Source organism: Bacteroidota bacterium, from assembly GCA_018692315.1.
GTDB lineage: Bacteria > Bacteroidota > Bacteroidia > Bacteroidales > JABHKC01 > JABHKC01.
Genome location: JABHKC010000005.1, coordinates 1 through 17,889, shown reverse-complemented (window position 1 = coordinate 17,889; position 17,889 = coordinate 1). Strand labels below are relative to the sequence as shown.

Here is a 17,889-nt window from a genome sequence, read left to right as displayed (position 1 = left end):
TTAGAATCATTCAAAATAAAATTCGGTAAAATTTAAAATTGAATAAAAAAATTAACTAAAACTCATCAATGTTAATATATTTGAGCATGAAAATTGTAGAAACGTTTATGAAAAAAAAGTTTATGAATTAATCAGGCTAAGCCAATAATATAGAAACTATTCTTTTTTTTTGGGTATGATGAATATAGTTTGAAATAATTAAAATCATCGAAATAAAGCCAATCAGAATATTCTTCAAATAACCCTCCTGAATAATTGTGACAATACTTAATAGTTGGGTACTTATGATACTTCTCTTTTATTCGCGAATCAATATTTGTAGCCAATAAGGAAAATTTAAATGCTAAATAAAAAAAAATTGTTCTCATATTGTTATTTCTTTTTGTTTCACCCACTCACGCAGACATGTCGTCCATATGGTTTCATTTCATGCTAATTTTTTATATCGGCATTCATTTCCTATTGTTAACTAAAGATTTATAATTCCGATCTTTTATTTTATAAATGTCTGACATCAAAAGCTATATATTTCAAAATTAACTTAGTTCCTCTTATCAGCTCCCCACATCAATTTATTTCTTAAGGTTTTGAAATAATTTTGATTATTCAATTTCAATACTTTAACAGTGAAATTTGCTTTTCTTATTGTTAATTCAACAGATGGCTCAATTATTCGCGATCGAAAATCTAAAGTAACAAGATAGTTTTTAACTCTACTTTCTACTTTTAGTGTAATTTCATTGTCGTCCGGTACAACAATTGGTCGAACTGTCAGATTGTGTGGCGAAATTGGAGTAATAATAAAATTCTGTGAATTTGGAATTACAATTGGACCTCCAACACTTAGTGAGTATGCCGTTGAGCCGGTTGGTGTTGAAATAATCAAACCGTCTGCCCAATAGGTATTTAGATATTCATTATTAAAATAGGCATTGATAGTGATCATCGAAGCTGTATCTTTTCTATGTACAGTAAGTTCGTTCAATGCATAATTATATCGACCAAACAAATTATTTTCGGTATGTAGTTCCAGCAAAACTCTTTCTTCAATTGAGTATTGTTTTGATAAAATCATATCAATAGCATTTGATATTTCTTCACTTGAAATATCTGCCAAAAATCCAAGCCTTCCGCTATTTATACCTACCACAGGAATGTTGTTTTTCTTTACATAATGAATAGTTTCTAAGAAAGTACCATCGCCTCCAATGCTAAACATAAAATCTACGTCATTGTCAATTTCATCATTTTCGCTAAATGTGCCTGCAATTTCAGGTTTAAATTTTAATTCGTTCAGCAAAAATTCATATAATGTTTTGAAAACATAAATTTCAATCTTGTTCTTTTTGAGTTTTTCGAAAAAATCAATTATTGATTGATAAAACCCTTTGTTTATAGTTTGTCCGTAAACGGTAATTTTCATTGAAAAGATATTTTGTTTATAGTTTGAAAATCAGGCATTCAGCTTCATATTTGTCATTTATAGAGATTTACAATCAGACCATCAGAATTCTATGAGATATTAATATAATGCATAAATTCATCATATCTGTTCATATAGAAATTGTTCATCTGTTCATCTTCGAAATATGTCGATTTTATCGAATAATTGAATCGTTCGAATGCTTGCATAATCGGCGATAAATTTGTTGTATTAATTTTTAAAGTTAGTTCTACAGTGTTACTACCCGCCTGGGTTTCAATATAAAGTGTCAATATTTTTGCATCGTTTCCTTCCACAATTTGCGAGATTTCATGGAGAGAATAGTTATTTGCATTCATTTCAATAACAATCAAAGCTCCCGGTTCTTGCATAGAGGTAAGTTTTGAAAATCCATTTATTAAAGTCTCAGTCGAAATAATTCCAAAATATTCATTGTCTCTATTAAAAACTGCAATTGCTTGTAAACTCAATTTTACAAATTTTTCGATTACTTCAAAAATATGCTGGTCGTCGTAAACGAATTGTTTTATAAGCGGAAAATTAAAATTCTTAATAGCCTTATTTTCAAGAGAATATTTCGTAATTTCATTTTTAAAAATCAATCCTAAGAAAATGTTATTTTCAATACAAGGGATATATGAAACTTCATTCACTTCCATAATATTCAGAATCTCAACTCCTAATGCATCTGATTTTACAGCAGGAATTTTTTCCGATATTAAGCTTTTTGCCAACATTAAATTAAAATCTATTTATTCGTAATATTTTCGATTGCAATTTACCAATTTTCTTAATTTTGTAAAAAAAATTAAGAAATTTAACAATTATTTATATGACTAAACTTAGCGTAAATATAAACAAAGTTGCTACTATTAGAAATGCTCGTGGCGGAAATATTCCCAATTTAGTGCAAGTAGCAAAAGACTGCGAAACTTTTGGAGCTCAAGGAATTACCGTTCACCCTCGCCCCGATGAAAGGCATATAAAATATAGCGATGTAGGAGACTTGAAGCCCATTGTTAAAACCGAGTTTAATATTGAAGGTTATCCATCGACAGAATTTATAAATTTAGTTCTGAAAACACAACCGGCACAAGTTACTTTAGTTCCTGATCCTCCCGACGCTCTCACCTCAAATGCAGGTTGGAATACTCTAAAAAATAAGCAATTTCTAAAAAAAGTGATTAAAACTTTTCAGGAGGTAAATATCCGTACATCAATTTTTATAGATACCGATTCTGAAAATTTAAAAAATGCTGTAGATACCGGAACAAATAGGATTGAACTTTATACAGAACCATATGCCGAAAATTATTTTTCAAATAAAGAAAAAGCAATATTTCCATTTATAGAAGCAGCAAAATTGGCTAATAGTTTAGGTTTAGGAATAAATGCCGGCCACGATTTAAACTTAGATAATCTTAAATATTTTGCAGAAAATATTCCGAGCTTACTTGAAGTTTCAATAGGTCATGCTCTAATTTCTGATGCTTTGTATTTGGGGCTTGAGAAAACAATTTTTAGTTATCTTGAGTTGTTGAACTAACTGTTGGCTGGTTACAATTAGCTAAAGGCTAAAAGCTAGCCAATAACCAAAAAAAGCCCAAAGTAAAATACTTTGGGCTTTTCTAATATATTAGGTCTCTTTTAAAACTATTCAGCTTTAGTTTCAGTTTCGTTTTCAGTTTCCTCAACATTTTTTGCTTCGGTAGCTTCTTTTTCTGCTTCTTTGGCAGCTTCAATAGCGGCTTCAGCTTCTTTGGCTATATCGGAATTCTTTTTAGCAATAGCTTGAGCACGAGCTTCATTAACTTTGGTTTCCTGAGCCAAACGTTTTTTACTATCTTTTTTAGCCTCATCGGCAATTTCGTCACGTTTTGCTTGAATTTTTGCTTCTTTGTCTTCCAGCCAGTCGTTGAATTTTTCTTCAGCAACTTCTTCGGTAAAGGCACCTTTTTTTACTCCTCGAATTAAATGATTCTTAAATAATACTCCTTTGTAGGATAAAATTGTTTTACATGTTTCTGTAGGTTGAGCACCTTTTTGTAGCCAGTTTACTGCTTCATCGAAATTTATTTCAATGGTTGCAGGATTAGTATTTGGATTATAGTATCCCAACTTTTCTATATACTTGCCATCTCGTGGCGCTCTGCCATCGGCTACCACAATGTGGAAGAACGATCGCTTTTTCCTACCGTGTCTCGATAATCTAATTTTAACAGGCATCTTACGTTTTTATTTAATTATTATTTCAAAAAATTAGCCGGCAAAGATAAATATTTCTTTTTAAATGAAATACAATTTTTTTTACTTTTTTAAAATTTGCAATCCGTGCATCTACGAACACCCACAAACCTTTAATTGTGGAGAAAAATATCTATCTTTGTTAAATATCTGACAAATACAAAACACATGAACCTGATAAAGCATATTTTACCACTATGACCACTCTTGCTTGAGTAGATATTGTATGAGAAGACATTGCAAAATGCTGTATTATAGCTATAATTGGTACATAAATTGCAAATCCGCGCTAGTATGGGACAAAATTTTACATTGATTCCAACAAAATACAACTAATTTGTTGATTGAATTTTTTAGCCCTCTTTTTTGCGATGGGAAAAGTAACATCAAAAGTATTATAATAAAGTTTTATTGCTTTTATTTCACTTTTTGACAGAGATTCAATCTCATTTCGACTAAACTGAAACTTAAAATTAATAGTTGATACCGAACCTGCTTTAAATTCTGAATTGAATAACTCTTCGGTGCTAACAGAAATTAATTGCCCATTTTCCAATTTAACTTCAATTTTACAATTATTTATTCTATTATCAGGCAAAATCCCGGGTAATTTTAATTTGGGAAGAACCAAAAACTCATTATTAGAAAATTCAATGCTTGTCGATAGAAAATATGTCCCTTCCCAATAATCTTTACTCACTGATGTTGCCAGATTTTTACTTAACAAGTATTTCTGCTCTGACATTGGATCAATTTCATTCTTTTCTAATTTGCATTTTTTTTGGGCAAAAGTTAATGAAGTAACTACTAATAAGAATCCTAGTATTGAAATAAACTTTGTCATATTACTCAATTTAAATTAATTAATAAGCTACAAAGTTAGCTTTTTTTATAAAATATTTAGTCACTATCATTCAAAATCAGCAATTCGTAAATTCAAGTCGCAAATGCAACAAAAAAATCACCAGGGAATAACTTTGCTATAATTAGTGGAGATATAGCTTTCCCATTCAGCTTTTTAGGTCAGTCAGGATTTTGTATTTGAATTTACCCCCTGCTAGCACAGATTTGCAATCCGTACATCTAAGAACGCCCACAAACTTTAATTGTTGATATAAATATCTTTGCATGTTTGACAAATACAAAACACATGGTGTTGATAAAACAGATGTTATTGCATTGACGACAGTAGGAAGTGGGGATATTTTACTCATAAAAACTATAAAATTGCTTATGACATTAATAGACGCACGGATTGCAAATCCGCGATAGCGGGTGGCAGCTATCTTTAATTTAAAATGCTAAAATGCATTATCATAGGCTGTTCTTCGAAAACCTTATGAAACAAACTCTTTCGAAAGTTTCATGAAAATAGCCTTTTTTGTCATCTAAAGGTAAATTGAATTTGTAAAAGGCTAAAGTCCGATTTGCATTTTTACATGTTATTGCGTACTGAATATTAACTATTTAGATTAATTTTGTTTTCTTTTTCTTGATAAAAAGAAACAAAAATCAAGGCTACAGATAATTTTAGGACAATACAAATTTCTCAATCCTCCCCGCAAGTAAAGTCGCCCTTTTTCCTTGAATTTACTAATTATCACCCTGAATTTCATCAATCTAAATGTGTTTTTCCCATAATTGTTGGAGGGCTTGTTATTTGCTTAGCTGTGCCCACCGCCAGTATTTTCAAAAAGTATTGTTCCCAAAATTCTCTGATGCCACCATAGCAATAAAGTTGCAGCAAACTATATAATGAAATTTTTACTTTCAGAAAACGAGAATTTCATTGTTTATCGGCAATTTTCAATAGTTGTTCCCACCAAAATAATTTTGATAAAAATTATAGGCGTTGTTACTTTTGTGTCAAGACAAAAGTAAATGATAGGACAATAAACTGAACTTGATATTTCATAATTATAGGATGAAAGTTAATTTCCAGCACCTCAAAAAAAGATTTAGCCAGAATAAAGAATAGATGTTTTACATAAAGGCTCGAAATAATTACTTAATTTTACGTGCGTTTTTTTATTTTGAATTTTTTAGAACTTAAAAATATATGAATTAAATAATTATAAAAAATGAATCGACCAATTTTTACCCTATGTATTTTGTTGTTAAACATATCTGCTGCTTTCTCGCAGAATTTTGAAGAAATATTTGTATCACAAAATTTTGAATACCCTATGCAAGTTGAAACAATTGATTTCGATGGCGATGGATTAGATGATTTTCTGGCTATGGGATATAAAGAATTCTTTTTGTATAAAAATATTGGTAATGCACAATTTGATAAGCATTCTTTGATAGATAGCTTATATAGTTTTTCACGTTTTTCGCTATTCGACTGGGAAAATGATGGCGATCAAGATATATTTTTCACCGGCCAAGGCAACAATGGGATGCCACAAATTGCTTGGTTGGAAAACGACGGAAACCAAAATTTTACATATCATTTCATTAGCGGTGTAATTGATGATCCATATTATGTTGAGGCTTTTGATATTGATAATGATTTAGATATAGATATTCTTGTTAGCTCCTCATCAACCGACAAATTGTATTGGTTGCAAAACGATGGATTATTTAATTTTACACAAAGCCAAATTGGCTCTTATGTAAACCAATTTCAAATAGCCGATATGGGTGGAGATAATGACTGGGATATATTTTTTGGTCGTGCATACACAAATACGAGTATTTCCTCGGTAAGATGTTTAGAAAATGATGGAAACAATAATTTTTCAATGATAACTTTAAACAATAATTTCTCTATCATAACTGAAATAATAGTTGATGATATAAATAATGATGGATACTTCGATATTTTAGTTGCAGATAGATCCGACGACAAATTGGTTTGGCTTAAAAATAATTCGTCGTATAGTTTTAGCACAGAAACCAATATTATGACAAATTTTGATGGAGTAAGAGGAATGGCTTTATATGATGTAAACGAAGACGGTAAAAAAGACATTATTGCAGGCTCTCAAAACGATCAAGAGATATATTACTTTCAAGGTCAAGGTTCTACGAGCAGTTATTCATTTAGTTCGGGCTCGCTTATTTACGATGAGTTGAACTATATTTATGACATTGCAATTGGAAATTTCGATAATCAAAATCACAAAGACTTTGTACATATAGATTATTACGATGCTCTTTTATCAGTTTGGACAAACGATGGAAACCAATCTTTTACACAAGATGTTCTTTCTGTTAAGTTCGATTCGCCCCGTGCTTTCGAGATGAAAGATTTAGACGGCGATGGCGATCAGGATGTTGCTGCTGCTTCAAATGTTGGCGACCGGATTGTTTGGTTCGAAAACAAAGGAGATGATATTTTTAAAGAACATGAACTAATTAGCAATTATGAAGAGCCTTATGTAGTTCGCATTAATGATTTAGATGATGATGGCGACATGGATATTATTTCAGCCTCCAGCGATGATGACCGTGTTACCTGGTGGCAAAACGATGGATGGGGAAATTTCACAATGGCACACCTTAGCACTTCTGTGAATGACCCAAGAGATATCTGGATTGAAGATTATGATGGCGATGGCGACAAAGATGTTGCTGTGATTTGTTTTTGGTTATATACTCAGAGTGGAAATACTGGTGCACAATGGTTAGAGAATGATGGAAGCGAAAATTTTACATTACACGAGATTGAAGAAGATGTGCGTGCCGGACGCAGTATGCGGGGTGCAGATATGAATGGTGACAGTTTGGTAGATATTGTGATATCCTCGTATTATTACACTTCGAGTACGCTAAAGATTGCTAGCAATACCGGCAATGGTTTTGGGATAGAACATATTGATAATGTACTGTGTGAGGATTTTGAAGTTTGTGATTTTGATGGTGATCAAGACATTGATATTCTTGCTGTAGATGACTATTTAGACAGCTTATATTTTTATGAAAATCTTGGAAATTGGCAGTTTACAAAGCACACTTTAGCCTATGAGTATCGCTTATTTGGGATAGATACTGTCGATTTTGATAATGATAACGATATTGACATTGTATATTGTACCGGCTATAGCGGTTTTACAAACAGTTCAATCTATGAGTATGGAATATTCAGGAATGATGGTGCCGGTAGTCTTTCAAAGGAAGTGTGGAATCAAAACCTATCAATGATAACACCAATAGAAGTGGTTGATTATGAAAACGATGGAGATTTTGATGTTATGCTTGGTTTCGCTTATGCCGATAAAATCGTGTTGAGCAAAAATCTTGAAGTGAATTGCCCATTTACTATTAGCATTAGCGGAATCACTGATTTTTGCGAAGGGGGAACCGTTCAAATCGAAGCATTCAGTTCTGATACTACAATTCATTATCAATGGTATAAAGATAATCAGGTACTTTTGAATGATACATTAAACACACTATTTGTTGACAGTAGCGGGATATATTCGGTTGAGGCATCTGATTCTACTTGTTCTATTTTTTCAAATTCTTTAAATGTTGTTGAACACCAATCTTATTCTACAGAGGAATATATTTCACTTTGTCAAGGCGAAAGCATTCAAATAGATACAATTACGATTTCTTCTGCCGGCGATTATTTGATTAATTCAAGTTCTCAATTTGGCTGTGATAGCACAGTTTTGCTCCATGTTTCAATTTCGCCCATATTTCAAACCCAAATAGATGCTGAAATTTGCGATGGCGAAACTTTCGATTTTAATGGGAATTTACTCAGTATGGCTGGGAATTATTACGACACTTTGCAAAGCATTTTTGCTTGCGATAGCATCGTTCAATTAGATTTGACAGTTAATCCAATTGAAAATACAAACATTTCTGCTGAAATTTGCGATGGTCAAACTTTCAATTTTATTGGAACTTTGCTCACACAGGCAGGAAATTATTCCGACACTTTGCAATCTATTTTTGCTTGCGATAGCATCGTTCAATTAGATTTGACAGTTAATCCTATAGAAAACACAAACATTTTTGCTGAAATTTGTGATGGCGAAACTTTCGATTTTAATGGAAATTTACTCAGTCTGGCCGGAAATTATTCAGATACGCTCCAAAGCATTTTTGCTTGCGATAGTATCATTCAATTAGATTTGACAGTTAATCCAATTGAAAATACAAACATTTCTGCTGAAATTTGTGATGGTCAAACTTTCAATTTTAATGGGAATTTACTCAGTGTGGCTGGGAATTATTACGACACTTTGCAAAGTATTTTTGCTTGCGATAGTATCTTTCAATTAGACTTGACAGTTAATCCAATAGAAAACACAAACATTTCTGCTGAAATTTGCGATGGTCAAACTTTCGATTTTAATGGAAATTTACTCAGTATGGCTGGGAATTATTACGACACTTTGCAAAGTATTTTTGCTTGCGATAGCATCGTTCAATTAGATTTGACAGTTAATCCTATAGAAAACACAAATATTTCTGCTCAAATTTGTGATGGAGAAACCTTCGATTTCAATGGAAATTTACTCACACAAGCTGGGAATTATAACGACACTATGCAAAGCATTTATGCTTGCGATAGCATCATTAATCTTGAACTAACTGTTAATCTGATTGATAGCATTTTTGATTTTGCCAGTATTTGCGAAGGTGAAGAGATTGAATTTAATGGCCAGTTTCTAAGTCAATCCGGAATTTACTACCAAGCTGAAATTAACATTAATGGATGTGATAGCATTATTGTTTTAGATTTGAGTGTCTTGCCTTTACCACAAATAAATTTAGGGAATGATACTACGATTAATACAAATGAAACTTTACTGATAGATGCAGGTTTAGGATTTTCTCAATATCTATGGCAAGATGGCTCTAGCGCTCAAACTTTTCTTGTCGATGGTGCAATTTTAGGTGAAGGAACTTTCGACTTTTCTGTAGAAGTCGAAGATATTAATCTTTGTATAAATAGCGATACAATTGTAGTAAGCATCACAATCTCTAGTGGAATTGTTGATTTTACAGCTACAAAAGTAAAAATATACCCAAATCCAGTGAATAATCGATTATGCATTGAGAATTTAAGCCATGAAACAATTCTGGATATTTATCTTTATGATATTTCTGGCAAACTCATTTTAAATAAGAAACTTTCTGGCAAATTAAACACAATTGATATGAGTAATTTTTCACCCGGAGACTATTATCTGAAACTTATTCATAAAAACGAAAGCAAAGTTGTTCCTATCATTAAAGGGCGAAATAATTAGTCCCAATGATATAAATAAATTCTTTACGATGAAAAAATTACAAATAGTAAATCTAATTATTTTAGTTATTATTAAAATAAGCTATAGCCAGTCTATTGTTGAATGGAGAGGCGAAAACAGAACAGGCATTTACAAGGAAACAAATTTGCTGAAAGAATGGCCGGAAAACGGACCGGAACTTTTATGGTATAACGATAGCATATACAAAGGCTATTCTTCTGCATCAGTTTCCGAAAAAATAAGCTATATTACAGGGATTTCCGACTCAATGGATGTTTTATTTGCACTTGACCACCTTGGCAAACAACTTTGGGAAACACATTATGGCAGAGCATGGGACGGCACATTCACACACAGCCGTGCAACTCCTACAATTGAGGGAAGCAGAATTTATATTTCGAGCGGAAAAGGCGATATTGCTTGTTTGGACAAAAACACCGGCAAAATAATCTGGGTTAAAAAAGCAAGCGAGCATTTCGCAGGTACATTTGGCGATTGGGGAATTTCAGAATCACTTCTATTAGTTGACAATAAAGTTATTTTTTCTCCAGGAGGTTCGAAAACCACAGTAATTGCACTCAACAAACTGACCGGAAACACTTTATGGAAATCTGAAAGTTTAAATGATACTCCGGCTTATGTTTCTCCTTTATTGGTAAATTACCAAAATAAAAAACTCATAATTACTGTCCTGTCGAAATATCTGATAGTGGTTGATTCAGAAAATGGGGAAATTTTAAGCAAATACGATTATGCCGGAATTAGCAATAAAGTAGCCTTAGAACTTTGGGAAGGTGCACCCTTTACAAATACTAACACCCCAGTTTTTAGAGATGGTTATATCTATGTTACAAGTGGTTACGATCATGTTGGTGTTAAATTCAAATTATCGAACGATTTGAAAACTATAAGTCAGGAATGGATAGACACTACTCTCGATGTTCATCATGGCGGAGTAGTTTTGCTTGGAAATTATTTATACGGTTCCAATTGGATATCGAACATTAATGGAAACTGGTGCTGCATAGATTGGGAAACAGGAAAAACAAGCTACGAAAAAGAATGGTTCACTAAAGGTTCAATAATCTACGCCGATGAGCGATTTTATTGCTACGACGAAAAACGAGGAAATATAGCATTAGTCGAGGCCAATCCAAAAGAATTTAAGATTAAAGGAACTTTTAAAGTACCTTATGGCAGAGGTCCTCATTGGTCTCATTTGACAATCGATGATGGGATTTTATATGTTCGGCACGAAAATGCTATTATGGCTTATGACATTCGGGGGAAGTGATATTTTGTAACAGAAATAAAATTGTTTTGAGTCGATGTTTTAAAATGCTTATTTTCAATAAAATAAAGTGTTCCTATAATAACAATTTCTCAAATTGGAGCGGAACATAAGCTTAGTTATTATAAAAACTAAGAATAAATTTGTTATTTTTGAAGAAAAAAGGACTGAAGAATGAAAAATATTTTTGATACTAAAACAGTAAGTTTTCAAGAATTAATAGGAAATGGGAAAAAATATAAAATTCCTGAATTTCAAAGAGATTTTTCTTGGAAAGAAGAAAATTGGGAAGATCTTTGGCAAGATTTAAAAGATATATATGAAGACAAAGAGACACAGCATTATATGGGTGCAATTGTTCTACAAAATACGAAAGAAAAGAAAACTTTTGTTGTTGTTGACGGACAACAACGAATAACAACTCTTTCTTTGTATATTCTTGCTATTGTAAAGAATCTTAAGAATTTGGTTTTAAAAGATACTGATGTTGAAAATAATAAAGAAAGAATAAAAAAGATTTTAGATATTTACATTGGTGAAAAATCAATATCCGATCTATATTATAAAAGCAAACTTACCTTAAATGAAAATAACGATAGTTTTTATCAGTCAAGGATACTTGAATTTAAAGAACCCGTTAATTATGCAAAACTTCGAGATAGTGAAAAACTTATTTATGATGCTTACATTTATTTTCACAAACGATTAAACAAATATTTTTCGGATGTAAACGGTGAAAAATTAGGAAAGTTTCTTGAAAAAACTTTGGATGGATTAACATTTATTCAAATTACTGTAGATGATGATATAAGTGCCTACACTGTATTTGAAACATTGAATGCAAGAGGAGTTGAACTTACTACCACAGATTTGTTAAAAAACTACTTGTTTGCGATTGTTGCTCCATTGGGTAAAACCGGAAGTGAATTTAAAATTTTAAAAGAAAATTGGCAACAAATTGTAGATATTGTTGGTTTGAAAAAATTTCCTGTTTTTTTAAGATTTTATCTCAACTCGAAACAAGAAATTGTGAGAAAAGAAAGACTTTTTAAAGAAATAAAAAAAGAGGTGAAAACCCCGAAACAAGCTATAGAATTGATTGATGTACTAAAAGAAACGGCTTATCTTTATGCAGCAATATTAAATCCAACTGACGATTTTTGGTCAGAACATCCCAATCAAAAAAATATCAGACAATCTTTAACAGAATTAAAATTATTTGGTGTCAGTCAACCTATTCCTTTATTATTTGCCATAAATAAACATAACAATCTCTGGTTGCCTCAAATTCTAAAATTATTAGTTAGTATTTCGTTTAGATATAATGTTATTGGTAAGTTGAATCCTAATTCTATGGAAAAAGTATATAACAAAATATCAATGGAAATTAGTAATGGAGAAATTATTAATATAACACAAATAAAAGAATATTTGAATACGATATATATAAATGACGATACATTTTTTAATACTTTCAAAGCAAAAACAATTTCAACTAACGGAAGAAATAAGAGTTTAGTTAAATACATTTTAACAAAAATAGAGAATCAAATTGCAAATAAAGAATACAGCGATAATGATTCTAATTACACAATTGAACATATCTTACCTGAAAACTATGATGAAGAATGGAATGAAAAGTTCTCTAATGAAGCAGATAAATATGTATATCGTTTAGGAAATTATTCTCTTTTGGAAGAAAAGAAAAATAGATTGATTGGAAATAAGGGATTTAATGAAAAAATAGATGCATATAATAATAGTCAATATAAACTTTCAAATAATGAATTAAATTATGAAGATTGGAATATATCAAATCTAAATAATTATCAAAGCAAATTAGCGAAATTTGCGAAATCAATATGGAAAATATGATAATCAACTACAAAAACACACATTCAAAATGCCAACAAAACTTAACACAGAACAAGATTACAAAGATTTCCTTTCATCAAACAAATGTGCAGGAGTTTACTATAGTTCAGGCAAATGTGGTGTTTGCAAAACAATTAAACCACAGGTGATAATGGTTTTCGAAAAAAACAAGACTAAACTTGCCGAAATTGTTGTAGATGAACACCGCGCACTTGCAGCTCAACAATTAATTATGACCTCGCCTACTGTCATTTTTTATGAAAATGGAAAAGAAATGTTCAGAGAAAGCGGATTTATCAATTTGCAAAAAGTCAATAGATACTTGAACATGATAATTGGTTCAAACTAAAATACTAAATTAAATTCAAATATTTGAAAGCCAATTTATAACACTAATTTGAAGAAATTCACATCTGCACTACAACTTACAATTTGATGAAAAAAAGAAGTAATTTTTTGCATAGCTTTCTCCAATCAAAATTAAAAAAATCAAAACTTTTTTATATTTTCGCGACTTAATTAAAATTTTATAAAAACTAAATATTATAGAATAAGAATTGTAATGATTAAGCTAAAAAAAGCCTAATCTGAATAAAATAACTTAGATATTAATTATGAAAAGAAAGAATGTTTATTTTTTTGGCGATACAAAAGCCGAAGGAAACGCCACAATGAAAAATTTGCTCGGAGGTAAAGGAGCAAATCTTGCAGAAATGAATTTAATTGGAGTTCCAGTACCTCCGGGATTCACTATTACTACAGAAGTATGTACCGATTATAATAAAATTGGACAAGAAGAAACGATTGAGTTATTAAAAAACGAAGTTGAAGAGGCTATTTATTCCATTGAAAAAATAATGGGAACAAAATTCGGCAGTAACAAAAATCCATGTCTCCTTTCAGTACGTTCCGGAGCCAGAGTTTCTATGCCCGGCATGATGGATACTGTTCTGAATCTTGGCATGAATGATAATGCTTGTGAAGGACTAATTGCAAGAACAGGAAATGCAAGATTTGCATGGGATTCATACAGAAGATTTGTTCAGATGTATGGTGGTGTTGTTCTTGGTGTTGAGGCGCAGAATAAAGAAGATCACGATCCTTTTGAAGAAATTATAAGCAATGCCAAAGCAAAAAAAGGTGTTGAGAATGATAATGAGCTTGAGGTTGAAGATTTGAAACAAATGGTTATTGATTTTAAGGCTGCCTGCAAAGCTCAAACAGGCAACAACTTCCCTGATGATCCTTGGGAGCAACTTTGGGGTGGTGTTTGCGCTGTATTTGACAGTTGGAATACCAGTCGTGCTATCTATTATCGTAACATGAATCAAATACCTGGCGATTGGGGAACTGCTGTTAATGTTCAGGCAATGGTTTATGGAAATATGGGTTCTAACTCAGGTACTGGTGTTGCCTTTACAAGAGATGCAGCTACAGGCGAGAATGTATTTAACGGTGAATATTTAATTGATGCTCAAGGTGAAGATGTTGTTGCAGGTGTTAGAACTCCACAACAGATTACCAAAGCCGGATCGCTTCAGTGGGCTGAGCTTGCTGGTGTTTCTGAAGAAGAAAGAGCATCAAATTTCCCATCATTAGAAGAATACATGCCAAAAGCATATAATGAACTTAATGAAACACAAAATAATCTTGAGTCCTATTTCAAGGATATGCAAGACCTTGAGTTCACAATTCAGGATGGAAAACTTTGGATGCTACAGACTCGTAACGGTAAACGTACTGCCGCTGCAATGGTGAAAATTGCAATGGAAATGCTTAATGAAGGTATGATTGATGAAAAAACTGCCATACTACGTCAGGAGCCTAACAAATTAGATGAGCTATTACACCCTGTGTTTGATAAAGAAGCAATCAAATCTGCAAATGTTGTAGCAAAAGGCTTACCAGCATCTCCAGGTGCTGCTACAGGTCAAGTTGTTTTCCATGCTGATGAAGCAGGCAAATATCCTGTTTCTATCCTTGTTCGTGTCGAAACCTCTCCTGAAGACCTTGAAGGTATGGATATTGCAAAAGGCATTTTAACCGCACGTGGTGGTATGACTTCTCACGCTGCTGTTGTTGCAAGAGGTATGGGTAAATGTTGTGTTTCCGGAGCTGGAGATTGTAAGATCGATGGTAAAGCAAGAGTATTTACAGCAAATGGAAAAACTTTCAAAGAAGGTGATTGGATTTCTCTTAACGGTTCAACCGGAGAAGTGTATGAAGGTAAAATTGCTACAATTGATCCTGAATTAAGCGGCGACTTTGGAAATATCATGGAACTGGCAGATAAATATAGAAGATTAGGAGTAAGAACAAATGCCGAAACAGAAAGAGAATGTCTGGTAGCAAGGAAGTTTGGTGCTCAGGGAATTGGTCTATGCAGAACAGAGCATATGTTTTTCGAAGGAGAAAGATTAATCAGAATGCGTGAAATGATTCTTGCAGATGATGAGGCTGGAAGAAGAGAAGCTTTAGACAAATTATTGACTATTCAGAGACAAGATTTTACTGAAGTATTCAATGCAATGGCAGGACTACCGGTAACAGTCCGTTTACTTGATCCACCTCTACATGAGTTTGTTCCACACGAGGAAGAAAATCAGACGGAAATGGCAAAAGAGATGGGAATTACTGTTAAAGTAATCAAACAAAAAGTTGAAGATCTTCATGAATTCAACCCAATGTTAGGACACCGTGGTTGTCGTTTAGGGAATACCTACCCGGAGATTACTGAAATGCAGGCGAGAGCAATTATTGAAGCTGCATTAGATCTTAAAGCGAAAGGTGTAACAGCTGTTCCTGAAATTATGATTCCACTTATCGGAACTTTAGAGGAATTCAAAATGCAGGAAGAAATTGTTCGTTCTGTAATAAACAAAGTATTTGCTGAAAGAAACAACAAGATTGATTACTTGGTTGGAACTATGATTGAAATTCCGCGTGCTGCTTTAACAGCTGACAAAATTGGTGAAGTTGCAGAATTCTTCTCATTCGGCACCAATGACCTTACTCAAATGGGATTTGGTTATTCAAGAGATGATGCCGGAAAATTCTTACCTATCTATATTGAAAAAGGAATTCTTAAGCATGATCCTTTCCAGGTATTAGACCAGGAAGGTATCGGACAATTAGTTGAAATGGGTACAACAAGAGGTAGAAGTTCAAATCCAAAACTTAAAGTGGGTATCTGTGGCGAACACGGTGGTGAGCCTTCATCAGTTGAGTTTTGTCATAAAGTAGGAATGGACTATGTAAGTTGTTCTCCGTTCCGAGTACCTATTGCACGTTTAGCTGCTGCACAAGCTGCTATTAAAGAAAAAATGTAAAAACCTGTTTTGGGATTTGGAAATAATCTTAAAGCTTATTTGATAAAAAAAGACCTGATATGTGTAAAAACTTGTCAGGTCTTTTTCATGATTCAAACCTGTCAGGTTTAACAAAACATCCTTATCTTTAATGCGAATCGCAAAATAAAAATGATTTGGCATTAAACAATAAGCAAAGGTATCAGCAATAGGTATTAATCATATGGTTTTATAAATGGAATAAATCAGTTTTTGGTTTCATATAAAAAATCAATCAGTTTTTTATGTTTTATTCCTTTATAACTAGTTTCAATAGGAAAATCATCCATACTTATAACAAACTTTGGGTAATGGTCTTTAATTTCATCAAGATTTCCAAATTCCCTCTTTATTACTTTTTCATCAGAAAGCTTGTAGGCTACCTGAAAATAAACACGTTCATTATCTTTTTGTGCAATAAAATCAATTTCTTTGTTTCCCATTTTTCCGATAAATACTTCATAGCCATTTAAATTAAGATGATTATAAACAGCATTCTCAATTATTTTGTTAATATCCTGTGCCTTGTATCCAATTATTGAATTACGTATGCCAATATCCTCGAAGTAGAATTTCTCTCCGGCTTCAAATATTTTTAAACCTTGCACCTCCATACGACACGTGCGATTTATCAAATTTGCCTCAACTAAATGATTCAAGTAGTTTACAATCACACTTACAGATTTAGTGCTTTTTTGAGATTTAAGATATTTGTGTATATTATTGACTGACAGCAAACTACCTGTATTATCTGCTGCATATTTCAATAGATTATTCAGAAAAACAACATCTCGTATATTGTGCCTGCCTATTACATCTCTATACAAGATTGTAGAATTTAGGTTCGTAAGATACTCGTTTATGGTATGTACATCTTGGGGCAGATGTATCAAATATGGCAGACCGCCAAATTGCAAAAAACGTGAAAGACTTTCCATATTTTTTGCAAGACCATGAAAATTTAAGAACTCCGGATAGGACAAAGCGTGTACTTTTGTTTCTATATGCCTACCACTTAAATATGTAGATATATTACTTGAAAATATTTGTGCATTACTTCCTGTGCAATAAATATCAAAATTTCCTTCAGAAAGTAAACTCCTTAGGGCTTTCTCAAATTGAGCAATTTCCTGAACTTCATCAATAAATAGACAATTCAGACCATCAGAACGGTTTTGAGAAACGAATTTCATCAGGTCATTATAATCTGCAATATGGTCGAATTCATATTTTTCTTTGTCGATATAAATTACATTTGCATCAGAATTTTTTTGTGTAAGTTCATCCCTTATCTGCATCAGAATTTTACTTTTCCCCACTCTGCGTTGTCCTGTAAGTAATTGTAAATATATTATTGCTACAACTACTTATAATGGTTTGATAGTATAATTCCAATCTTCTCCATGAAATTCATGTTTATATATGTTAATTTTTTCGAAATCTGATTTAGATATTTTAATCCCTGTTTCATAG

At 32.3% G+C, this 17,889-nt stretch carries 12 protein-coding genes; 7 read left to right on the top strand and 5 right to left on the bottom strand.

What is annotated here, in order from left to right:
* Positions 1–541: 541 nt before the first annotated feature.
* Both HN894_00370 and HN894_00365 read right to left on the bottom strand, forming a co-directional pair.
* Positions 542–1,423: an NAD kinase gene (locus tag HN894_00370; GenBank protein MBT7141759.1), complete on the bottom strand. Its 882-nt coding sequence runs from the start codon at positions 1,421–1,423 to the stop codon at positions 542–544.
* Between the two features lie 89 nt (positions 1,424–1,512).
* Positions 1,513–2,181 (bottom strand): hypothetical protein, encoded by a 669-nt coding sequence (locus HN894_00365; GenBank protein ID MBT7141758.1) that lies wholly within the window; start codon positions 2,179–2,181, stop codon positions 1,513–1,515.
* A 95-nt stretch (positions 2,182–2,276) separates the two neighbouring features.
* Between HN894_00365 and HN894_00360 the strand changes: the two genes are divergently transcribed.
* Positions 2,277–2,990 carry a pyridoxine 5'-phosphate synthase gene (locus HN894_00360; protein MBT7141757.1) on the top strand — a complete coding sequence of 238 codons (714 nt, stop codon included), beginning with the start codon at positions 2,277–2,279 and terminating at the stop codon, positions 2,988–2,990.
* Between the two features lie 107 nt (positions 2,991–3,097).
* On the opposite strand, the gene HN894_00355 is transcribed toward HN894_00360, so the two are convergent.
* Positions 3,098–3,670, bottom strand: coding sequence for a 30S ribosomal protein S16 (locus HN894_00355; GenBank protein ID MBT7141756.1), 573 nt, complete (start codon positions 3,668–3,670; stop codon positions 3,098–3,100).
* Between the two features lie 325 nt (positions 3,671–3,995).
* Positions 3,996–4,532 (bottom strand): hypothetical protein, encoded by a 537-nt coding sequence (locus HN894_00350; protein MBT7141755.1) that lies wholly within the window; start codon positions 4,530–4,532, stop codon positions 3,996–3,998.
* A gap of 284 nt (positions 4,533–4,816) precedes the next feature.
* On the opposite strand from HN894_00350, the gene HN894_00345 reads away from it, so the two are divergent.
* From HN894_00345 to HN894_00320, 6 genes are all read left to right on the top strand, one after another.
* Entirely contained in the window at positions 4,817–4,960 is a 144-nt protein-coding gene (locus HN894_00345; GenBank protein ID MBT7141754.1) for a hypothetical protein, read from the top strand.
* Positions 4,961–5,769: 809 nt separating this feature from the next.
* Positions 5,770–9,903 carry a T9SS type A sorting domain-containing protein gene (locus tag HN894_00340; protein MBT7141753.1) on the top strand — a complete coding sequence of 1,378 codons (4,134 nt, stop codon included), beginning with the start codon at positions 5,770–5,772 and terminating at the stop codon, positions 9,901–9,903.
* Between the two features lie 28 nt (positions 9,904–9,931).
* Positions 9,932–11,197: a PQQ-binding-like beta-propeller repeat protein gene (locus HN894_00335; protein MBT7141752.1), complete on the top strand. Its 1,266-nt coding sequence runs from the start codon at positions 9,932–9,934 to the stop codon at positions 11,195–11,197.
* 171 nt (positions 11,198–11,368) lie between these two features.
* A complete protein-coding gene (locus HN894_00330; GenBank protein ID MBT7141751.1) occupies positions 11,369–13,069 on the top strand; it encodes a DUF262 domain-containing protein in 1,701 nt (566 codons plus the stop codon).
* Between the two features lie 28 nt (positions 13,070–13,097).
* Entirely contained in the window at positions 13,098–13,418 is a 321-nt protein-coding gene (locus HN894_00325) for a thioredoxin family protein (GenBank protein ID MBT7141750.1), read from the top strand.
* 265 nt (positions 13,419–13,683) lie between these two features.
* Entirely contained in the window at positions 13,684–16,398 is a 2,715-nt protein-coding gene (locus tag HN894_00320; protein ID MBT7141749.1) for a pyruvate, phosphate dikinase, read from the top strand.
* A gap of 224 nt (positions 16,399–16,622) precedes the next feature.
* Here the strand turns inward: HN894_00320 and HN894_00315 are convergent, their stop codons facing one another.
* Positions 16,623–17,735 carry an ATP-binding protein gene (locus tag HN894_00315; protein ID MBT7141748.1) on the bottom strand — a complete coding sequence of 371 codons (1,113 nt, stop codon included), beginning with the start codon at positions 17,733–17,735 and terminating at the stop codon, positions 16,623–16,625.
* Between the last annotated feature and the right edge of the window lie 154 nt (positions 17,736–17,889).